Source organism: Kribbella sp. CA-247076 (assembly GCF_050942445.1).
GTDB lineage: Bacteria > Actinomycetota > Actinomycetes > Propionibacteriales > Kribbellaceae > Kribbella.
In genome coordinates, this window is sequence record NZ_CP192051.1 from 2,950,965 (window position 1) to 2,972,354 (window position 21,390).

At 69.7% G+C, this 21,390-nt stretch carries 17 protein-coding genes and 1 pseudogene; 16 read left to right on the forward strand and 2 right to left on the reverse strand.

Annotation, left to right across the window (positions count from 1 at the left end):
* Positions 1-19 precede the first annotated feature (19 nt).
* From murG to ACQPYZ_RS14080, 9 genes and pseudogenes are all read left to right on the forward strand, one after another.
* Positions 20-1,108: an undecaprenyldiphospho-muramoylpentapeptide beta-N-acetylglucosaminyltransferase gene (gene murG, locus ACQPYZ_RS14040; RefSeq protein ID WP_433168184.1), complete on the forward strand. Its 1,089-nt coding sequence runs from the start codon at positions 20-22 to the stop codon at positions 1,106-1,108.
* Complete coding sequence (gene murC / locus ACQPYZ_RS14045; protein WP_433168186.1) at positions 1,105-2,565, forward strand: UDP-N-acetylmuramate--L-alanine ligase; 1,461 nt, start codon at positions 1,105-1,107, stop codon at positions 2,563-2,565. The genes murG and murC overlap by 4 nt, the downstream gene beginning before the upstream one ends.
* 18 nt (positions 2,566-2,583) lie before the next feature.
* Positions 2,584-3,324 carry a cell division protein FtsQ/DivIB gene (locus tag ACQPYZ_RS14050; protein WP_433168188.1) on the forward strand — a complete coding sequence of 247 codons (741 nt, stop codon included), beginning with the start codon at positions 2,584-2,586 and terminating at the stop codon, positions 3,322-3,324.
* Positions 3,325-3,484: 160 nt separating this feature from the next.
* A pseudogene (ftsZ, locus tag ACQPYZ_RS14055) lies at positions 3,485-4,430 on the forward strand (cell division protein FtsZ); the annotation flags it as partial.
* An 893-nt stretch (positions 4,431-5,323) separates the two neighbouring features.
* On the forward strand, positions 5,324-6,046 hold the full coding sequence (pgeF, locus tag ACQPYZ_RS14060; RefSeq protein ID WP_433168190.1) for a peptidoglycan editing factor PgeF: 723 nt from the start codon (positions 5,324-5,326) through the stop codon (positions 6,044-6,046).
* Positions 6,046-6,759 (forward strand): YggS family pyridoxal phosphate-dependent enzyme, encoded by a 714-nt coding sequence (locus ACQPYZ_RS14065; RefSeq protein WP_433168192.1) that lies wholly within the window; start codon positions 6,046-6,048, stop codon positions 6,757-6,759. The genes pgeF and ACQPYZ_RS14065 overlap by 1 nt, the downstream gene beginning before the upstream one ends.
* Before the next feature lie 70 nt (positions 6,760-6,829).
* Positions 6,830-7,366, forward strand: coding sequence for a cell division protein SepF (locus tag ACQPYZ_RS14070; RefSeq protein ID WP_433168194.1), 537 nt, complete (start codon positions 6,830-6,832; stop codon positions 7,364-7,366).
* A gap of 50 nt (positions 7,367-7,416) precedes the next feature.
* Entirely contained in the window at positions 7,417-7,722 is a 306-nt protein-coding gene (locus ACQPYZ_RS14075) for a YggT family protein (protein WP_132206882.1), read from the forward strand.
* Positions 7,723-7,893: 171 nt separating this feature from the next.
* The gene (locus ACQPYZ_RS14080) at positions 7,894-8,652 is read left to right on the forward strand and encodes a DivIVA domain-containing protein (RefSeq protein ID WP_132144064.1); all 759 of its coding nucleotides are present in this window, start codon (positions 7,894-7,896) and stop codon (positions 8,650-8,652) included.
* Between the two features lie 176 nt (positions 8,653-8,828).
* Here ACQPYZ_RS14080 and ileS read toward each other — a convergent pair whose 3' ends face one another.
* On the reverse strand, positions 8,829-11,972 hold the full coding sequence (gene ileS / locus ACQPYZ_RS14085; protein ID WP_433168197.1) for an isoleucine--tRNA ligase: 3,144 nt from the start codon (positions 11,970-11,972) through the stop codon (positions 8,829-8,831).
* 492 nt (positions 11,973-12,464) lie between these two features.
* Here ileS and ACQPYZ_RS14090 point away from each other — a divergent pair, with 492 nt between their 5' ends.
* The 4 genes from ACQPYZ_RS14090 to ACQPYZ_RS14105 all read left to right on the forward strand — a co-directional run bounded on the left by ACQPYZ_RS14090 (position 12,465) and on the right by ACQPYZ_RS14105 (position 15,332).
* Positions 12,465-13,166 carry a TraR/DksA family transcriptional regulator gene (locus tag ACQPYZ_RS14090; protein WP_433168199.1) on the forward strand — a complete coding sequence of 234 codons (702 nt, stop codon included), beginning with the start codon at positions 12,465-12,467 and terminating at the stop codon, positions 13,164-13,166.
* 158 nt (positions 13,167-13,324) lie between these two features.
* Positions 13,325-13,801: a signal peptidase II gene (gene lspA / locus ACQPYZ_RS14095; RefSeq protein WP_433168200.1), complete on the forward strand. Its 477-nt coding sequence runs from the start codon at positions 13,325-13,327 to the stop codon at positions 13,799-13,801.
* Complete coding sequence (locus ACQPYZ_RS14100; protein WP_433168202.1) at positions 13,798-14,730, forward strand: RluA family pseudouridine synthase; 933 nt, start codon at positions 13,798-13,800, stop codon at positions 14,728-14,730. The genes lspA and ACQPYZ_RS14100 overlap by 4 nt, the downstream gene beginning before the upstream one ends.
* Positions 14,727-15,332 carry a Type 1 glutamine amidotransferase-like domain-containing protein gene (locus ACQPYZ_RS14105; protein ID WP_433168204.1) on the forward strand — a complete coding sequence of 202 codons (606 nt, stop codon included), beginning with the start codon at positions 14,727-14,729 and terminating at the stop codon, positions 15,330-15,332. The genes ACQPYZ_RS14100 and ACQPYZ_RS14105 overlap by 4 nt, the downstream gene beginning before the upstream one ends.
* On the opposite strand, the gene ACQPYZ_RS14110 is transcribed toward ACQPYZ_RS14105, so the two are convergent.
* Positions 15,329-16,120, reverse strand: a complete 792-nt coding sequence (locus ACQPYZ_RS14110) for an alpha/beta hydrolase (protein WP_433168207.1) — start codon at positions 16,118-16,120, stop codon at positions 15,329-15,331. The two genes, ACQPYZ_RS14105 and ACQPYZ_RS14110, sit on opposite strands and share 4 nt — an antisense overlap.
* A gap of 160 nt (positions 16,121-16,280) precedes the next feature.
* Between ACQPYZ_RS14110 and dnaE the strand changes: the two genes are divergently transcribed.
* From dnaE to ACQPYZ_RS14125, 3 genes are all read left to right on the forward strand, one after another.
* On the forward strand, positions 16,281-19,829 hold the full coding sequence (gene dnaE / locus ACQPYZ_RS14115; protein WP_433168209.1) for a DNA polymerase III subunit alpha: 3,549 nt from the start codon (positions 16,281-16,283) through the stop codon (positions 19,827-19,829).
* A gap of 147 nt (positions 19,830-19,976) precedes the next feature.
* Complete coding sequence (locus tag ACQPYZ_RS14120) at positions 19,977-20,672, forward strand: hypothetical protein (protein WP_433168210.1); 696 nt, start codon at positions 19,977-19,979, stop codon at positions 20,670-20,672.
* A gap of 186 nt (positions 20,673-20,858) precedes the next feature.
* Complete coding sequence (locus ACQPYZ_RS14125; protein WP_433168212.1) at positions 20,859-21,389, forward strand: hypothetical protein; 531 nt, start codon at positions 20,859-20,861, stop codon at positions 21,387-21,389.
* The last annotated feature ends 1 nt before the right edge of the window (position 21,390 follow it).

Genomic DNA, 21,390 nt, shown 5'->3' on the forward strand with positions numbered 1-21,390 from the left:
CGCGGGAGCGTTGAAAGCTGTGCCCAGCATCGTCCTGGCCGGTGGCGGTACCGCCGGCCACACCTCACCCCTGATCGCCACCGCCGACGCCCTGCGCCGGATCGACCCCACCATCGAGATCCTCGCCCTCGGCACCGAGCGCGGCCTGGAGACCCGGGTGGTCCCGGAGGCGGGCTACCGGCTGGAGCTGATCCCGCCGGTGCCGCTGCCGCGCAAACCCACGCCGGCGCTGCTCGCCGTCCCCGGGAAGATGCTCGCCTCGGTGAGCGCCGCCCGCCGGGTGCTGGACGAGGCCAAGGCCGACGCCCTGGTCGGCTTCGGCGGCTACGTGTCCACCCCGGCGTACGTCGCCGCCTGGCGGCGGAAGACGCCGATCGTGGTGCACGAGGGCAACGCGGTGCCGGGGATCGCGAACAAGTTCGCCGCCCGCTACTGCACGCAGAACGTGGCCACCTCGTTCCCGGGCACCGACCTGCCGCACGCGTCGTACGTCGGCCTGCCGATCCGGCGGGCGATCTCGACCCTCGACCGGGCCGCCCTGCGCGCCGAGGCGCGGCAGTTCTTCGGGCTCGACCCGCAGGCGCCGACGCTGTTCGTGACCGGTGGCTCACAGGGAGCGCAGCGGCTGAACGAGGCGTTCGCCGGCGCCGCCGCCGACCTGCAGGCCGCCGGGATCCAGGTGATCCACGCGATCGGCCCGAAGAACACCCTCGAGGTCCCGCAGACCGGCCCGCTGCCGTACGCCGTCCTCCCGTACGTCGACCGGATGGACCTCGCCTACGCGGCCGCCGACCTGGTCGTCTGCCGCTCGGGCGCGAACACGGTCACCGAGGTCTCAGGCGTCGGCCTGCCGGCGATCTACGTTCCGCTGCCGCACGGTAACGGTGAGCAAAGACTGAACGCGAAGCCGGTGGTCGACGCGGGCGGCGGGCTGCTCGTGGACAACGCCGACGTCACGCCGGACTGGGTGCGCGCCACCGTGCCGCAACTTCTGCACGACTCCGCGCGTCTGACAGCCATGTCCACAGCAGCCCGAGGCGTCATCCGTACGGATGCCGACGAGCGATTGGCGCGAATCATCCTGGATGTGGTGGGGTCTGCTTCGTGATCGTCACCGCTCCTGACACGACGCTGCCGGCGGAGAAGCTCGGCAGAGTCCACTTCGTAGGTATCGGCGGCGCGGGCATGTCCGGGATCGCCCGGATCATGGCCTCCCGCGGGATCGAGGTCTCGGGCTCCGACGCCAAGGACGGGAAGGTGCTGGCCGCGCTGCGCGCGCTCGGCGCCACCTGCTGGGTCGGTCACGCCGCCGAGCACGTCGCCGAGGCCGACACGGTGGTGGTGTCCACCGCGATCCGCGAGACCAACCCCGAGGTGGTCGCCGCCCGGGCCGCCGGGATCCCGATCCTGCCGCGGGCCGCGGCGCTCGCCTCGGTGATGGTCGGCCGCCGGACGCTCGCGGTCGCCGGCACGCACGGCAAGACGACCACCACGTCGATGCTGACCGTCGCCCTGCAGCACTGCGCGGCCGACCCGTCGTTCGCGATCGGCGGCAACCTGAACGAGTCCGGCTCGAACGCCCACGACGGCACCGGCGACCTGTTCGTCGCCGAGGCGGACGAGTCCGACAAGTCGTTCCTGACCTACCGCCCCGAGGTGTCGATCGTCACCTCGGTCGAGCCGGACCACCTGGACAACTACGGCGACGAGGCCAGCTACCGGCTCGCCTTCGAGCAGTTCTGCGACCGGGTGATCCCGGGCGGCTTCATGGTGATCTGCTTCGACGACCCCGGTGCGCGCCGGCTGGCCGAGTTCGCCCGCGCTCGCGGCATCGACGTACGCACGTACGGCGAGTCCGGCGACGCGGACCTGCGGGTGACCGAGTTGACCGCGACCGGGGCGACACAGTCGTTCGTGCCGGTGTACCGCGGGCGCAAGCTGCCTCTGGTCCAGCTGCAGCAGGCCGGCAAGCACAACGCGCTGAACGCGTCGGCCGCGCTGACGGTCGGGCTCGGGCTCGGCTTTTCCGCGTCGGATCTGGCCGAGGGGCTGGCGTCGTTCACCGGCACCGGTCGGCGGTTCGAGTTCAAGGGGCTCGAGGACGGGGTGCGGGTGTTCGACTCCTACGCCCACCACCCGACCGAGCTGGCCGTCGACCTGACCGCGGCCCGGCAGGTGGCGGGGGAGGGGCGCGTGATCGCGTGCTTCCAGCCGCATCTGTTCAGCCGGACGCGGATCTTCGCGGCGCAGTTCTCCGAGGCGCTCGCGCTCGCCGACGAGGTCGTCGTGATGGACGTGTTCGCGGCCCGCGAGGACCCGGAGCCCGGCGTGACCGGTGCCCTGATCGCGAACCACGTGCCCCTGAAGCCGGAGCAGGTCCGGTTCGAGCCGTCGTGGTCCGCCGTACCGCAGGTGGTCACCGACCTGGCCGAGCCGGGCGACCTGGTGGTCACCCTCGGCGCCGGCGACGTGACGCTGATCGGCCCGGAGGTCGTCGGTCTGCTGGCCGAACGCGCCGCCGCCCGCGAGTCTGCGGCAGCAGCTCTCACTCCTGTGGTGGAGTAAAAGGGTGAGGTCTCCTGGATGAGCCAGAGCGTTGATCTGGCTCGGGCACAACAGCGGTTCGCGCGCCGGCAACGGCTGGTGCGGTGGCGGAGCTGGTTGCCGTGGGCGGTCGGCGGCGCCCTGCTGGTGCTCGGCGGCCTGGTCGTCTGGTTGTTCTACTACTCGTCCGCGCTGGCGGTCGGCGGCGTCCGGGTGAGCGGCGCGGATACGGTGCCGGTGGCAACGATCGAGAACGTCGCCGAGGCGCCGGTGGGAACGCCGCTGGCGAAGGTCGACCTTGGCGCGATCGCCGAACGGGTGCGGACGATCCCGGCGGTGGCGGACGCGCAGGTGACCCGGGCCTGGCCGGACAAGGTGGTGATCGTGGTCACCGAACGGGTCCCGGTGGTCGTGGTCACCGACGGCTCCCGGTTCGAGCTCGTGGACGCGACCGGCTCGGCGTTCAAGACGGTGCCGGACCGGCCGGCCGGGCTGCCGGAGGCCAAGGTGACCGGGGCCCGGCGGGACGTGACGATCCGTTCGGTGGTGACGGTTTCGGCCGCCTTGCCGTCCGCACTGCGGGCACAGGTGGGATCGATCTCGGCAGCGTCGCCGGACTCGGTCACCCTGCACCTCGGGTCCGGGGTGAAGGTCGTGTGGGGCAGTTCCGATGACAGCGAGCGCAAGGCGGCGGTACTCAGCGTGCTGATGAAGCGCAAGGCGACCGTGTACGACGTCTCCGCGCCCGATCTCCCTGTCACCAAAGGGGAAAAGCGGTGACGGATCACATCACGGGACAGTGCGGCGAGGCGCGTGGACTTTGGTTGGAAGCGTCCCGTACCGTGCGTCGTAATCTAAAGTTGACATAAGTCTAAGCATTCACTTGAGGTTCAGTCTTTTCGCTGGACAACGGGAAACGAACGAGGCGAGAGGCGCGGACGTGGCGGCACCGCAGAACTACCTGGCACTCATCAAGGTCGTCGGCATCGGCGGAGGCGGCGTGAACGCCGTCAACCGGATGATCGAGCACGGTCTGAAGGGCGTTGAGTTCATCGCCATCAACACCGACGCGCAAGCGCTGTTGATGAGCGACGCGGACGTCAAGCTCGACATCGGCCGCGAGGAGACCCGCGGCCTGGGCGCCGGCGCCAACCCGGCGATCGGGCAGAAGGCCGCCGAGGACCACGCGGAGGAGATCGAGGAGGCGCTGAAGGGCGCCGACATGGTCTTCGTCACCGCCGGCGAGGGCGGCGGCACGGGCACCGGCGGTGCGCCGGTGGTCGCCCGGATCGCCCGGTCGCTCGGCGCGCTGACCATCGGTGTCGTCACCCGGCCGTTCTCCTTCGAGGGCAAGCGCCGCGCCACCCAGGCCGAGGACGGCATCAGCACCCTCCGCGAGGAGGTGGACACGCTGATCGTCATCCCGAACGACCGGCTGCTGACCATCTCCGACCGCGCCGTGTCGGTGCTGGACGCGTTCAAGCAGGCCGACCAGGTGCTGCTGCAGGGTGTCTCCGGCATCACCGACCTGATCACCACCCCCGGCCTGATCAACGTCGACTTCGCCGACGTCAAGGCGGTCATGTCGAACGCCGGCTCCGCGCTGATGGGCATCGGCTCGTCCCGCGGCGAGGACCGCGCGGTCGCGGCGGCCGAGGCGGCCATCTCCTCTCCGTTGCTCGAGGCAAGTATCGAGGGTGCGCACGGCGTACTGCTGTCGATCGCCGGCGGGTCCGACCTGGGCCTGTTCGAGATCAACGAGGCCGCCCAGCTGGTGTCGGAGTCGGCGCACTCGGACGCCAACATCATCTTCGGTGCGGTCATCGACGACGCCCTCGGCGACGAGGTGCGGGTGACGGTGATCGCGGCCGGCTTCGACGGCGGGATGCCGAAGCGCCGCGAGCAGGCGATGAACGCCGCCCGCCCCCAGGCCACATCGCGTCCGGCGGCCGGCTCCGACGGCGGATCGTCGTACTCGGCGCCCATGCAGTCCGGATCGGGTGCCCCACCGGCCTCGTCCGCGACTCCGCCGGTGACCCCGGCCGGTGGGCAGCCCGCGTCGGCTCCCGGCGCGACTCCGGCCGCGCCGCCCGCGGCGGGCCAGGCGTCAGGCGCGCAGACCTCCGCCGGACAGACCCCAGCGGGGCAGGGGCCGGCCGGACAGACCTCCGCGGGGCATGCTTCGGCTGGGCAGGCGCCCGGCGGGCACGGCTCGACGGGCCAAACCGGCGGGCAGGGCTCGGCTGGACAGGCCGGCGGGCAGGGCTCGGCTGGGCAGGCATCGCCGGGTCAGGCAGGCGCGGCGGCGGCTGCCAACGGACAGGCTCCGGGGAACCCGCCGGTGCCGACCGACGACACCGTCCCGGTCCCCGCGCCCACGGAGGGCCGTCCAGGCGCCGGCACGACGAACTCGGCCCGCCCGCAGACCGGCGACCCGGTCCGCACCGTGCCGCCGACCGCGCAGCCCACGCCGCACACCCCGGCCTCGCCGACCACCCAGCACTCCTGGCCGGTCAACGGCCCCAGCGGCTCCTCCTCGTCGACCCCGTCGACGCCGACCCGCCCACCCCGCAAGCCCGAGCCCGAAGAAGACCTCGACATCCCCGACTTCCTCAAGTAGCCCGTCGTACGTCGGCGGGGCGGGTCCCGGGGCCTTGCACCTGCGGCGGTGGGCTTGAACACGAAATAACCTGGGTCGACTCCCCAGTTCCTGTGTCAGCCCACGGGACCGGCCCGCGCGTCCTGCGGTAAGCAGTGTCGTGGCCGGTAGGCTCTGGATGTGTTCGGGTACGACGAGGTCCGCCGTGATGTCCGCTTCGCCTTCACCGACCGGTACGGCGGTGTGAGCACGGCGCCGTACGGCGAGCTGAACCTCGGCGGAGCGGGTGAGGATCCCGAACGGGTCGGGGAGAACTTCCGGCGGATCGCGGACGCGTTCGGCGTCCGGCCGGAGGCGGTCGTCCGGGTCAGCCAGGTCCACGGCCGCGACGTCCACGTGGTCCGCCCCGGCGACGAGCTGCCGCCGGCCCGCATCCCGAAGGCGGATGCGCTCGTCACCACCAGGCCCGACGTGGTCCTCGCCGTCCGGGCCGCCGACTGCCTCCCGGTGCTGCTGGCCGCGGAGGGTGTCATCGGCGCGGCCCACTCCGGCCGCAAGGGCATGTACGCCGGCGTCGTACCCGCCACTGTGGACGCGATGCGCGAGCTCGGTGCGGACCGGATCACCGCCGTCCTCGGGCCGTACGCGTGTGGCAACTGCTACGAGGTGCCGGCCGAGATGCGGGCGGAGGTGGCCGAGCGGGTGCCGGCGTCGTACGCCGAGACGAGTTGGGGGACACCGTCGATCGACGTCGCCGCCGGGGTGCGGTCGCAGCTGGAGGAGCTCGACGTCGAGGTGGTCGACGCGACCGCCTGCACGATCGAGTCGGAGGACCTGTACTCCTACCGGCGGGAAGGCCCCGTCAGCGGCCGGCTGGCCGGGCTCGTCAAGTTGGCCGGCTGATGACGACGCGTGCCGACGAGCTGCGGGACAACGTGCGGCTGGTGCGGGAGCGGATCGAGAAGGCCTGTGAGGCGGCCGGGAGGACCCCGGACGAGGTCACCCTGGTCGCGGTCACCAAAACCTTCCCAGTCAGCGATGTGCGGGCGCTGACGGCCCTCGGAGTGCGGGACGTGGGCGAGAACCGCGAGCAGGAGCTCAAGGTGAAGGCGCCGGACTGTCCGGACGTCACCTGGCACTTCGTCGGCCAGTTGCAGTCGAAGAAGGCCCGTTCGGTGGTCCGGTACGCCTCGGTCGTGCACTCGGTGGACCGGTCGTCGCTGGTGACCGCGCTCTCGAAGGCCGCGGTCGCGGAGGAGCGGACCGTGCGCTGCCTGCTCCAGGTGAGCCTGGCGTCGTACGGATCGGCCGACGCCGCCACCGGCGCCGGACGCGGGGGAGTCGAGCCGTCCGCCGTACTCGAACTGGCTGCGGAGGTGGCCGCCGCGGACGGGCTGGAGCTCGGCGGCGTGATGGCGGTCGCCCCGCTCGGATCGGACCCGGACGAGGCCTTCGCCGGGCTGCGGGACGTAGCCTCCCGGCTACGCTCCGAACATGCCGGCGCGGACTGGATCTCGGCCGGGATGACCGGCGATCTGGAGGCGGCGATCCGGCAGGGAGCGACACACGTGCGCCTAGGGCGCGCCTTACTCGGAACCCGTACTCCGCCGGGTTAGTGTCGACATCGAGCAGGTTTTGCTTCCTGCTCACCGTTGTCGTCGAACCGGATCGAGGGGCTGGAGGGCCATGAGCGGCGCGCTGCGCAAGATGGGTGTCTACCTCGGCTTGGTCGAGGACGGGGAGCGCTACAACGCGCGGTACGACGACTACGACGAGTACGACGACTACGACGAGGACGCGGTCGAAGCCGTCGACGGGGAGTCCCACGAGACCGAGCCGGTGCCTGCCGGCCGGGACGGCCGCGAGTCCCGCGAGACGCAGGGCGCGACGGTCAGCAAGTTTCCAGATCGACGTGGTGTCGCACCGTCCCCGGAGGTTACCGAGTTGGCCCGCATCACCACCGTGCATCCGCGCAGTTACAACGAGGCGCGGGTCATCGGTGAGCACTTCCGCGACGGCACGCCCGTCATCATGAACCTGACCGAGATGGACCACGCCGACGCCAAGCGCCTGGTCGACTTCGCCGCCGGGCTGATCTTCTGCTGCCGTGGCTCGATCGAGCGGATCACCACCAAGGTGTTCCTGGTCTGCCCGCCGAACGTGACGGTGGCCGCCGAGGAGAAGGAGAAGATCGCCGCGGACGGGTTCTACAACCAGAGCTGACGCCTCGCGTCCGCCACGGTTTCCGTCGGTCTTCTACACTCATTGACGACATGGTTGCTTTAGCGCTCGTCCTCACGGTTCTCAGCTGGGTCCTGCTCGCCTTCTTCCTGATGCTGGTGGCGCGGTTCGTACTCAGTCTGATCGTCATGTTCGCGCCCCAGTGGCACCCCAAAGGGCCGCTGCTGCTGTTCTTCGAGCTGATCTACTCGGTCACCGATCCGTTCCTGCGCCCGCTGCGGCGGATCCTGCCCCCGATCGGGGCCGGTGGGATCCGGATCGATCTCTCGATGCTGATGCTGTTCGTCATCGTCTCGCTGGCGATGTCGATCAACTCGACCGCCCTGCGTTCACTGTGAGCGTGAGGACGCTGGGGACGGGGTAGGTAGAGTCTCGGAGAAACGGGGAACCTAGGCCGTTGTCGCCGCCCGGATTCCGTCATAAGACAACGAAGCGATAACGTGATCTACTGAGTCGCCGGGGTGAGAGCCACGGGGACTCCGCCAAGACACAGACAAACGAGGTGAAAGATGCCGCTGACGCCGGATGACGTCCGCTCGAAGCAGTTCACGCCCGTCCGACTACGGGAGGGCTACGACGTCACTGAGGTCGACTCGTTCCTCGACGAGGTCGAAGCCGAGCTCGAGCGACTTCTGGCCGAGAACGAGGAGCTGCGGGCCAAGCTCGCGGCGGCTCAGCGCGCGGGTGCGGGGCAGGACCGGCCGGTCGACCAGACCGCCGCGCTGCCGCCCGTCGTGCAGCAGCCCAAGCCCCCGGTCGTGGTCGAGAAGCCGGAGGAGAAGCCACCCGTCGTCGCGCCTGTAGCGGCCGCGGGGGCTGCTGCGGCGGCAGGGACCGTCGGTGACGCCTCCAGCTCGGCCGTGCGGCTGCTGGAGATGGCCACCAAGCACTCCGACGACCTCGTCCAGGAGGCGAAGGACACCGCCGACAAGATCATCGGCGAGGCCCGCGCCAAGGCCGAGCGGCTGGAGAACGAGGCGCGTGGCAAGGCCGACCGGATGACCGGCGAGGCCCGTGCCCGCGCCGAGAAGCTGGACGGCGAGATCGCCGAGCGCCGGGCCCAGATGCTCGGCACCCTGGAGAAGCAGAAGGGCCAGCTCGAGCGGACGATCGACGACCTGCACGCCTACGAGCGCGAGTACCGCAGCCGGCTGAAGACCTACTTCACCGAGCAGCTCAAGGCGCTGGGCAACGGCGACGACACGCTCAGCCCGCGCAACGGCTTCCGCCCGGAGGCCCGCGCCCAGGCGCACGGTCACGGCGTGTAAGACACAACACCTCGAGAAGAGGCGGTGCTTTCCGGCGGCACCGCCTCTTCGTCATGTCCGGACCCTTCTGACCGAGGGTTCCCCGCCGGTGACAAGCAGTTACGGCCAGGCCGGTACGTCGCGCGCCGGGCCGGCGCGAGCCCGGGACTTCGGGCCCGCGCCGTGCGGCCGCCGCGTCAGGCCTTGGTCAGCCAGTAGGTCAGGTGCAGGTCCTCGTCGGTGCCGGTGGCAACGTCGGCGGACTCCGACGGGGCGGACTGGCTGAGCTCGACGGCCAGCACCTCGCGGGCGATCTCGTCCGCGTGCTTGCCGAGAGCATCGGTCAGGTCGGCGTCGGTCGAGGTCAGCCAGACCTTGATCCGGTCGGAGACCTCCAGGCCGGCGTTCTTCCGGGCCTCCTGCAGCGTCCGGACCACCTCGCGGGCCAGCCCGGCCTGCTTGAGCTCCGGGGTGACCTCGAGGTCGAGGGCCACGGTCTCGCCCTGCTCGTTGACCACCGACCAGCCCTCCCGCGGCCGCTCGGACAGTAGGACCTCCGCTTCGCCGACCTCGACGTCCTCGCCGTCGACCACGACGGTCGCCGTACCGGACGTCTTCAGGGCGGCGGCCAGCGCGGCCGCGTCGGCCGCGGCGATCGCGGCCGCGACCACCGGGGTCTGCTTGGCGAACCGCTTGCCGAGCTCGCGGAAGTTGCCCTTCGCGGAGAACTCGACCAGGTCGGCGCCGGCCGACGACAGCGGCTCGACCGAGCCGACGTTCAGCTCGTCGGCGATCTCCCGCAGGAGCTCCGAGGACAGGTCCGCGATCGCGGCCGAGCCGACGAGCGCGCGGGACAGCGGCTGGCGCGTCCGCACCTTCGCCTCCGCCCGGGCCGACCGCCCGAGCTCGACGACCCGCCGGGCCATCGACACGTGCTGCGCGAGACCGTCGTCGATGAGCGCGGCGTCGTACGTCGGGAAGCTCGACAGGTGCACCGACTCCGGCAGCTCCGGGTTCACCGGGCGGAACACGTCCTGCCAGACTCGCTCGGTGACGAACGGCGTCAGCGGCGCCATCACCCGGGTGAGTACGTCGAGCGTCTCGTGCAGCGTGGCGAGCGCACCGGGCTCGCCGGCCCAGAAGCGCCGCCGAGAGCGCCGGACGTACCAGTTCGAGAGCACGTCGACGAACGAGTTGATCAGCGACCCGAGCCGCTGGGTGTCGAAGTCGGCGTACGCCTGGTCGGTATCGCGGACCAGCCGGTGCGTCTCGCTGACCAGCCAGCGGTCCAGCACCGAGCGCTCGGCCACCGGCGGTACGTCGGCCGTCGGCGACCAGTCGGCCAGCCGCGCGTACAGGGCGTGGAAGGCGACCGTGTTCCAGTAGGTGAGCAGCACCTTCCGGACGATCTCGTTCAGCACGTTCGGGCCGATGCCGCGGGCCTTCCACGGCGACCCGGAGGCGGCCATGAACCAGCGCACCGCGTCCGCGCTGTGGTCGTCCATCAGCGGGATCGGCTCCAGGATGTTGCCCAGGTGCTTGGACATCTTCCGGCCGTCCTCGGCCATGATGTGCCCGAGGCAGACGACGTTGCGGTACGACGACTCGTCGAAGACCAGCGTGCCGACGGCCATCAGCGTGTAGAACCAGCCACGCGTCTGGTCGATCGCCTCGGAGATGAAGTCGGCCGGGTAGGACTGCCCGAACTTCTCCTTCGACCCCTCCGCCCACGGGTAGCCCCACTGGGCGAACGGCATCGCGCCGGAGTCGTACCAGGCGTCGATCACCTCGGCCACCCGCCGGGACACCTGCCCGCAGGTCGGGCAGTCGAAGGTGATGTCGTCGACGTACGGCCGGTGCGGGTCGGTGTCGCCGAGGTCCCGGCCGGCCAGCTCGCCGAGCTCGGCGAGCGAGCCGACGCACACCTGGTGGTCGTCCTCGCACCGCCAGATCGGCAGCGGCGTACCCCAGTAGCGGGAGCGGGAGACGGCCCAGTCGATGTTGTTCCGCAGCCAGTCGCCGTACCGGCCCCACTTGACCGAGTCCGGGTACCAGTTGGTCTTCTCGTTCTCCCGGAGCAGGGCGTCCTTCACCTGCGTGGTGCGGATGTACCAGGAGGGGAGCGCGTAGTACATGACCGGGGTGTGGCAGCGCCAGCAGTGCGGGTACGGGTGCTCGTAGGCGACGTGGCGGAAGAGCACACCGCGCTCCTGCAGGTCCTTGACCAGTGCTTCGTCCGCCTTCTTGAAGAACTGCCCGCCGACCAGCGGTACGTCGGCCGCGAAGTGGCCGTCGCTCTCCACCGGGTTCACCACCGGCAGCCCGTACGCACGGCACACAGCGAGGTCGTCCGCACCGAACGCGGGCGACTGGTGCACCAGACCGGTGCCGTCCTCGGTGGTCACGTACTCGGCGAGTACGACGTAGTGCGCCGGCTCGGGGAACTCCACCAGCTCGAACGGGCGCTGGTACGTCCACCGCTCCATCTCCCGGCCGCCGTACCGACCGGTGACCGTCCAGCCCTCGCCGAGCGTGTCCAGCAGCGGCTCCGCGACCACCAGCGACTCGGTGCCGTCGGTGGCGACGACGTACTGCACGTCGGGATGGACCGCGACCGCGGTGTTCGACACGAGGGTCCACGGGGTCGTCGTCCAGACCAGCAGCGATGCCTGACCCGCGAGCGGACCGGAGGTCAGCGGGAAGCGCACGTACACCGAAGGGTCGACCACGGTCTCGTAGCCCTGCGCGAGCTCGTGGTCGGACAGACCGGTGCCACAGCGGGGGCAGTACGGCGTGATGCGGTAGTCCTCGACCAGGAGACCCTTGTCGTGGATCTGCTTGAGCGACCACCAGACGGACTGCACGTACTCCGGGTCCATCGTCTTGTACGGGTGGTCGAGGTCCACCCAGTAGCCCATCCGGGTGGTGAGCTCGGCGAACGCGTCGACGTGCCGCAGCACCGACTCACGGCACTTGGCGTTGAACTCGGCGATCCCGTAGGCCTCGATGTCGTTCTTGCCGTTGAAGCCGAGCTCCTTCTCGACCGCGACCTCGACCGGCAGGCCGTGGCAGTCCCAGCCGGCCTTGCGCTCGACCGAGAAGCCCTTCATGGTCCGGTAGCGCGGGAACACGTCCTTGAAGACGCGGGCCTCGATGTGGTGCGTCCCGGGCATCCCGTTCGCGGTCGGTGGGCCCTCGTAGAAGGTCCACGGCGGGTTGCCGGCCGACTGCTCCAGGCTCTTGGCGAACGTGTCGTGCTGGTCCCAGTGGACAAGCACCTCCCGCTCGAGCGCGGGGAAGTCCACCTGCGCCGGGACCTGCCGCCACGGAGTTGCTGCCATCTCTGTCGTCCTTCGTCGAGCGCTGCTGCGTGCTGGACGAGGGACGAAGCACCGGCGATTCCTTCGCCGGGCCGCGCGGTACCACCCTCCTTGGTGACCCGAAAGTTGCGGCCACCCACTTCCTTGTCGCGCCGCTGCCGGTTCTAATGGGTCCTTGCGGACTGTTCTTCCGGCGGCTCCGGGGTGATGGCCCCATCACTGCCGTGCGGATCGCGGTTGTCAGTGTACGACGGCGTACCGGGCAACTACGAATCGTTAATCGGTGGTCAGGCGAGTGCCGAGCCAGGAGAATTCTGCTGCCGCACGGGCATGGTCCGAGGGGGAGGGGAAGTACGTAACAAGGCTGTGACGCGCGGAACACGGGGTGAATTTGAAGAACCGACTACCGTATGTCCACGGTCTGCGCGTCGGACTGGCACGTGGTGGACACGTGGCCTACTGTCTTGCGACCAGTCCGCTTCAGTCTCCGACGAAGGCAGGGGGTAGCTGACCGTGGCTACATCGGCTCCCAAGAAGTCCGCCCCCCAACGCACCGCCGCGGCCAAGAAGAGTGCCGCGACATCCGCCGAGCCGGCCCCGAAGAAGGCGGCCCGTAAGGCACCGGCGAAGAAGGCGTCGCCGGCGACCAAGGCTTCCGCGAAGAAGACGGCGGCGAAGAAGTCGACCGGCACCTCCGCGGCCAAGAAGACTCCGGCCAGGAAGGCCCCTGCCAAGCAGGCACAGACGAAGAGGGTGGCCATGAAGACGAACGAGAACAGGACCCCGGCGACGGCGCCGGCGAAGTCCGCAGCACACAAGGCAGAGACCCTCACGGTGAAGTCCGGCGAGAACCCGTGGACCGCGGCCGAGCTGGCCGAGCTGCGTGGCGAGCTGGAAGCCGACGTGGTGCACCTGAAGAAGGAGATCCGCGACGCCGAGCAGGAGATCGTCGGGCTGCTGCGTGACGGCGGTGACGGTGCCGGCAACGACCAGGCCGACGTCGGCTCGACCACGCTCGAGCGCGACCACGAGATGTCGCTGGCGAACAACGCCCGGGACATGCTCGACCAGATCGAGCGCGCGCTGGCCCGGATCGAGGACGGTACGTACGGCGTCTGTGAGAGCTGTGGCAACGCGATCGGCAAGGGTCGGTTGCAGGCGTTCCCGCGTGCGACACTGTGCGTGTCATGCAAAGAACGCGAAGAACGCCGCTGAGCGACCCCGACACGTCCCAGGCAGGGGACACCCCCGCCGAGCCCACGGAACCGGCCGACTCCCCGTCGGCCGGTTCTCCGTCGTCTCCGGACCCGGCCGGTGAGCCCCCCGCGCTCACGGAGGGTGACAGCCCACCGCGGCGGCCGTCCTGGAAGCTGATGGCGCTGTTCGCGGCGGTCGGGCTGCTGATCCTGTTCCTGGACCAGTTCACCAAGGCGCTCGCGCTGCAGCACCTGACGCCCGGCGAGCCGGTGAACGTGATCGGGAGCTTCCTGAAGTTCAACCTGATCCGGAACTCCGGCGCCGCGTTCAGCCTCGGTGCCGGTTACACGCCGTACATCAGCGCGATCCAGATCGCCGTCGCGCTCGGCGTGATCTGGCTGTCCCGCAAGCTCGGGTCGGTCGGCTGGGCGGTCGCGTTCGGGTTCCTGTTCGGCGGCGCGGTCGGCAACATCCTGGACCGGATCTTCCGCGAGCCGTCGCCGTTCCACGGCCACGTGGTCGACTTCCTGCAACTGCCGCACTGGGCGATCTTCAACATCGCGGACATGGCCGTCACTTCGGCCGCCGTCCTGCTGGTCGTCCAGACGCTGCGCGGGATCCGGCTCGACGGGACGAAAGAACAGCGGAAGTGAGCGGCGACTCGCGCACCCTGGTGGTCCCGGACGGCCTGGCCGGCGAGCGCCTGGACGCGGCGCTGTCCCGGCTGTTCGGCGTGTCCCGGACCAAGGCGGCGGAGCTGATCGAGTCCGGGCTGGTCCAGGTCGACGGCGCCCCGGCGGCCAAGTCGGCCCGGGTCGCGGCCGGCGTCCTGCTGGACGTCGAGCTGCCACCGCCGCCCGGCGAGGTCACCGTCGTCCCCGAGACCGTCGAGAACCTGCGGATCGTGTACGACGACGACGAGATCGTGGTCGTGGACAAGCCGGTCGGCGTGGCCGCGCACCCGTCGCCCGGGTGGACCGGCCCGACGGTGATCGGCCACCTGGCCGGCGCCGGGTTCGCCATCTCCACCAGCGGCGCCGCCGAGCGCAAGGGCATCGTGCACCGGCTCGACGTCGGCACGTCCGGGCTGATGGTGGTCGCCAAGACGGAATACGCCTACACCGTGCTCAAGCGGGCGTTCAAGGAGCGCACGGTCAAGAAGATCTACCACGCGCTGGTGCAGGGCCATCCGGATCCGTTCACCGGCACGGTGGACGCGCCGATCGACCGTCATCCGCACCACGACTACAAGTTCGGGATCGTCGCCGGTGGCAAACCGAGCGTGACCCACTACGAGACGCTTGAGGCGTTCCGGTACGCGACGCTGCTCGAGATCACCCTCGAGACCGGCCGCACCCACCAGATCCGCGTGCACATGTCCGCCATCGGCCACCCCTGCTGCGGCGACCTCACCTACGGCGCCGACCCGGTGCTGGCCGAGCGCCTGCAGCTCAGCCGGCAGTGGCTGCACGCGATGCGACTCGGCTTCGACCACCCCGGCACCGGCGAGTACGTCGAGTTCACCTCGACGTACCCGGACGACCTCGACCACGCGCTCGACCTGCTGGTGGACAGCCAGTGAAGCTGTACCTCTCGTCGTTCCGCCTGGGCGACCACCCGGAGCGCCTGGTCGCCCTGCTGCCGCCGGCCGCCCGGGTCGCGGTCGTCTGCAACTCGATCGACGCCGAGGACCCCGCCGTACGCCGGGAGAAGGTCGCCGACGAGCTCACCTGGCTGACGGAGCTCGGGCTGCGGCCGGAGGAGCTCGACCTGCGGGAGTCCGCGGACCTGGCGTCGTACGACGGTGTCTGGGTGCGGGGCGGGAACGTCTTCGTCCTTCGGCGGGCGCTTGCCGACAGTGGTGTGGACCAGGTGCTGCCGGAGCTGATCCGTTCGGAGGCGCTCGTGTACGCCGGTTACAGCGCCGGCGCCTGCGTGCTGGCGCCCAGCCTGCGCGGACTCGAGCTGTGCGATCCCACCGACGCGGTCGACGGCGAGCTCATCTGGGACGGCCTGGGCGTCCTCGACCACGCCTTCGTCCCGCACCTCGACTCGCCCGGTCACCCGGAGACCGAGCTGGTCGCGAAGGTGGCCGCTCTCTACGACCAGACGGGCGTCGCCTACGTGCCGATGAGCGACGGCCAGGCGTTCGTCGTCTCGGGCGACCAGCGCGAGCTTGTCTAGAGCCGCTCGACCAGTCTGATCACCGCCGCGACCACCTCCGGCCCGTGGACCAGCGCGGCGTCGTTGTGGTCGGCGCCTGGGATCTCGACCAGGTCCTTCAGCGTCGGCGCGGCCTCGGCCACCTCGCGGCTTTGGCCGGCCGGTACGACGGAGTCGTCGCTGCCGTAAACCACGGAGACTGGTGCTTTCACCCGGGCGAGTTGCTCGGCGAGCGGGAAGCGGTCGCGGAGCAGCAACCGGACGGGCAGGAACGGGTAGTGAGCCTGCCCGACCGATGCCAGGTCCACGAACGGCGATCGCAGTACCAACCCGGCCGGTGCCTCCGAGGTCGCCAGCTCGGTCACCACGGCCGCTCCGAGGCTCTCACCGAAGTACACGATCCGGTCCGCCGGTACGCCGTACCCGACCAGGTACTGCTGGGCTGCCCGCACGTCCCGCGCCAGCCCCCGCTCACTCGGGCTGCCCTCGTTGCCGCCGTACCCGCGATAGTCGAACAGCAGCACGGTCAGCCCCTGAGCGGAGAGTGCGCGGGCGAGCGGCACCCGCCCGGCCCGATTGCCGCCGTTGCCGTTCGCGACCAGTACGGCGACGTCGCGCGCCGGCTGCTCAGCCGGCACCAGCCAAGCACCCAACCGCAGCCCGTCGCTGGTCGTCAGCTCGAACTCTCGGCCGATGCTCGCCGTCACCGGCGTGTTGTCGGGCAGGTAGATCAGCTGCCGCTGGTACCCCCAGAGCACGGCCAGCAGCAGGAGGACCACCGACACCAGGATCAGCGCCACCCGCACCATGCTCACAGTGTGCGCCCTTCAGGTTCCATCCGCCGCGGACTCCGGGTCCGGATAGCGACCGCATCGGCGTGCCAGGTCCGCCCCTCACGGAACTTGTCGGTGGGCCCGATTAGGCTGCTGCGAGTCACCCTCACTCACGCCCTGGGAGGTCTGCGCAGACATGGCGTCCAGCGACAGTTTCGTGCATCTACACGTGCACACCGAGTACTCCATGCTGGACGGCGCCGCGCGGATCGACGAGTTGTTCAAGACCGCCCAGGAGATGGGCATGCCGGCCATCGCCACCACCGACCACGGCTACGTGTTCGGTGCCTACGAGTTCTGGCGGACGGCGAAGAAGTACGACGTCAAGCCGATCATCGGCGTGGAGGCGTACCTGACGCCGCACACCCACCGCAGCGAGCGGAAGCGGGTCAAGTGGGGCGACGCGAACGCGGGCCGCGACGACGTCTCCGGCAGTGGTGCCTACACGCACATGACGCTGCTGGCGAAGAACACGTCCGGCATGCACAACCTGTTCCGGATGAGCTCGCTGGCCAGCCTCGAGGGCTACTACTTCAAGCCCCGGATGGACCGCGAGCTGCTGAACACCTACGGCCAGGGCCTGATCGCGACCACCGGCTGCCCGTCCGGCGAGGTGCAGACCCGGCTCCGCCTAGGGCAGTACAAGGAGGCCGTCGAGGCGGCCGCGGAGTTCCGCGACATCTTCGGCAAGGAGAACTTCTACTGCGAGCTGATGGACCACGGCCTCGGCATCGAGCGGGACATCCAGAAGGACCTGCTCAAGCTGGCCCGGGAGCTCGACCTGCCGCTGGTCGCGACCAACGACCTGCACTACACCAAGCCCGAGGACGCCACCGCGCACGCCGCGCTGCTGTGCGTCCAGTCCGGCTCGACGCTGTCCGACCCGAACCGGTTCAAGTTCGACGCGAACGAGTTCTACGTCAAGACCGCGGCCGAGATGCGCGAGGTCTGGAAGGAGCTGCCGGAGGCGTGTGACAACACGCTGCTGATCGCCGAGCAATGCGACGTCACCTTCACCGAGGGCGAGGGCCGGTTCATGCCGCGGTTCCCCTGCCCGGAGGGCCACAACGAGGAGTCCTGGTTCGTCGCCGAGGTCGAGACCGGTCTGCACCACCGCTACCCGGCCGGCATCCCGGACGCCGTCCGCAAGCAGGCGGAGTACGAGATCGAGGTCATCGTCTCGAAGGGGTACGCCGGCTACTTCCTCGTCGTCGCCGACTTCATCAACTGGGCCAAGAAGAACGGCATCCGGGTCGGCCCGGGCCGTGGTTCCGGCGCCGGCTCGATGTGTGCGTACGCGATGAAGATCACCGACCTGGACCCGCTCCAGCACGGCCTGATCTTCGAGCGCTTCCTGAACCCGGAACGCATGTCGATGCCCGACTTCGACGTCGACTTCGACGACCGCCGCCGCCCCGAGGTGATCCGCTACGTCACCGAGAAGTACGGCGACGACCGGGTCGCGATGATCGTCACCTACGGCACGATCAAGGCCAAGCAGGCGATCAAGGACGCCGGCCGGGTGCTGGACTACCCGTTCGCGATGGGCGACCGGATCACCAAGGCGATGCCGCCGACGGTGATGGGCAAGGACATCCCGCTGTCCGGCATCTTCGACTCCACCCACAAGCGGTACTCCGAGGCCACCGAGTTCCGCCAGCTGTACGAGGCCGACCAGGACGTCCGCAAGATCGTCGACACCGCCCGCGGCCTGGAGAACCTGAAGCGCCAGTGGGGGGTGCACGCGGCCGGCGTGATCATGTCCAGCGAGCCGCTGATCGACCTGATCCCGATCATGCGCCGCGAGCAGGACGGCCAGGTGATCACCCAGTTCGACTACCCGAGCTGCGAGACGCTCGGCCTGGTCAAGATGGACTTCCTCGGCCTGCGCAACCTGACGATCATGGACGACGCGGTCAAGAACGTCGAGGCCAGCCGCGGCATCACGCTGGACCTGGACGAGCTGGCCAAGACGCTCGACGACAAGCCGACGTACGACCTGCTCGCCCGCGGTGAGACGCTCGGCGTGTTCCAGTTCGACGGCGGACCGATGCGGGCCCTGCTGCGGCTGATGCGGCCGGACAACTTCGAGGACATCTCCGCGGTCGGCGCGCTCTACCGGCCGGGGCCGATGGGCGCGAACAGCCACACCAACTACGCCCTGCGCAAGAACGGGCAGCAGGAGGTCACCTACCTGCATCCCGAGCTCGCCGAGGCGCTCGAGCCGATCCTGGGGACGACGTACGGCCTGATCGTCTACCAGGAGCAGGTGATGGCGATCGCCCAGCAGCTCGCGGGCTACACGCTCGGCAAAGCGGACCTGCTCCGCCGGGCGATGGGCAAGAAGAAGCGTGAGGTGCTGGACGCGGAGTACGTCGGCTTCTCCGAGGGCATGAAGGCGAACGGGTTCTCCGAGGCGTCGATCAAGGCGCTCTGGGACGTGCTGGTCCCGTTCTCCGACTACGCGTTCAACAAGGCGCACTCGGCGGCGTACGGTCTGGTGTCCTACTGGACGGCGTACCTGAAGGCCAACTACCCGGCGGAGTACATGGCCGCCGTCCTCACGTCCGTCAAGGACGACAAGGACAAGATGGCCATCTACCTGAACGAGTGCCGCCGGATGGGCATCAAGGTGCTCCCGCCGGACGTGAACGAGTCCGACTCGAACTTCACCCCGGTCGGCACCGACATCCGCTTCGGCCTGTCCGCGATCCGCAACGTCGGCGTGAACGTTGTCGCCGAGATCGTCGCGGCCCGGGAGGAGAAGGGCCGGTTCACCGACTTCGTCGACTTCATCGACAAGGTGCCGCTGCCGGTCTGCAACAAGCGGGTGATCGAGTCGCTGGCCAAGGCCGGGTCGTTCGACTCGATGAGCCACGCCCGGCGCGCGGTCGTCGCGGTGCACGAGCAGGCCGTCGACGAGGCCATCGACCTGAAGCGGAACGAGGCGCACGGGCAGTTCGACCTGTTCTCGATGGGCGACGACGAGGCCGACGAGGGCGAGGGCAACAGCCGGCTCACGGTCACGGTCCCGGAGATCGAGGAGTGGGACAAGGCCACCAAGCTCGCGCACGAGCGGGACATGCTGGGGCTGTACGTCTCCGACCACCCGCTGTTCGGGGTCGAGCACGTGCTCACCAACGGCTCGGACTGCACGATCGGTCAGCTGCTCGCGGACGAGGACCGGCCGGACGGCAGCCGGGTCACGATCGGCGGCCTGGTCACCGCGGTCCAGCGCAAGGTGAACAAGCGCGGCGACATCTACGCGATCGTCACCATCGAGGACCTCGAGGGTTCGATCGAGGTGATGATGTTCTCCTCGGCGTACCAGCTGCACGCGCACCTGCTGACCAACGACGCGATCATCCTGATGAAGGGCCGCGTCCGCCGCCGCGAGGACCGCCTCGAGCTGAGCGGCGACGAGGTCGTCGTCCCGGACCTCACCGAGGGCCCGAGCGGACCGGTGGTGATCACGATGGCGGTCAACCGGTGCACCCAGCCGGTCGTGGACCAACTCCGGGACATCCTGCAGTCCCACCCCGGCATGACCGAGGTCCAACTGCGCCTCCAGGCCCGCCAGAAGACCACAGTCATGCGCATCGGCGACCGCTTCCGCGTCACCCCCACCTCAGCCCTCATGGCGGACCTCAAAGCCCTCCTAGGCCCCTCCTGCCTCGCCAGCTGAGAGAAGCAGGTGGATGCAGAAGATGAGTGCCGCCGGCCGGACATGCAAAGGCCCCGGGGGGTTTCCCTGGCCGAAGCCGGTACGCCATGATTCCCGGGGCTCTCGTGCCCACGAATACTACCAGCCGTCGGCGATTCGCGAGAAGGTGTGCGCCAGGTGAACCAGCCGACTCATCGGCCCATGCAGGCAGGCCGGAGGGCGCCCTGGACATTGGAGAACCTGCTGTCCGAGGCCAGACTCGGCCCGTACCTCGCCGCCACGGACGGCAGTCTGACCTCGGCTCTGAACTTGTACCACTGGAACACCCGGATCAGCGCTGCCTTCCACGAAGTACTGCACTATGTCGAGGTCGAGTTGCGCAATGCCATGGACCGGCAATTGACCGCCTGGGCGACTGGACTTGGCGCACAAGCCTCTTGGTACTCCGATCCGGTGGTTCCATTGAGGCCGCCGACCCGCCGGAAGGTCGAAGACGCTCGGATCAACGCCACCAGAGGTGGGCAGATCGAGCTTCACGGCAAGGTCGTGGCGGAACTGATGCTGGGCTTCTGGTGGTCGCTGCTGTCCGATGAGTACAACCGGCGACTGTGGCAGCCGTGTCTGCAGTTCGCGTTCGACGGGCCGGTGCGCCGCGCGCGGCTGCACTCCGAGCTCGACGACCTGCGACGCCTCCGCAACCGGATCGCTCATCATGAGCCCGTCCACGCGCGGGATCTCGCAGCTGACCATCACCGTGTGCTGGACGTCGCGGGGCGTATCTCGCCCCGGCTGAGCGCGCGGATCCAGGCGGTCAGCCGAGTGCCTGATGTGCTCCTGGAGCGACCTGACCGGCGATCCGCCTAGCGTCCTGGAGCTCAGTCCGGGGTAGGTGAGTACCTGACTGCGGCGCTCCGGTTTGTCGATTGGGTGGGGTTGGTGGTGGTGCGGCACACTGTCGAGGTGACGGAACCTCAGCCAGTGCAGCCTTCGCCGTACCAGCCCCCGCCTGCGGGGGTTCCTTTCGGTACGCCGCCTCCGTCGGAGCCGGCGATGCCGTGGGCGAAGGCGATCGCGGTCACCGTGGTCGTGTTCCTGGTCGCCGGCGTGGTGGCCGGGTGGGCGTGGCAGCAGTTCTCGCCGCTCGCGCAGTACACCGTGGACGAGAACGGCGGGGCCCTCGGCGAGGAGCAGATGACCCGGATCTTCGGGCCGGACGGCACCTTCGCCGCGATCGGGTTCATCACCGCGCTGGTGCTCGGCGGTGCACTGTTCTGGTGGCTGCGGAACTACGGTCCGTGGTCAGTCGCGATCGTGGCCCTCGGCGCCGTTCTCGGCGCGGGAGTCGCGTGGGGTGTCGGCATGCTACTCGGCCACGATCCCGTCGAGCCGCGCCTCGAAGCTGCCAAGCCGGGTGACCTGGTGTCGGCGCCGCTCGAGCTGCACACGTGGACCCCTGCTGCGGCATGGTTGGTCGGTGCGGCACTGGCGGCCGCGATCATCGCCGCCACGACCTGGCGGGCCGATCCGGTTGCAACCACATCGCAACCTGGCGCGTCCGAGTCCTCGCCGCAGGTGCACTAGC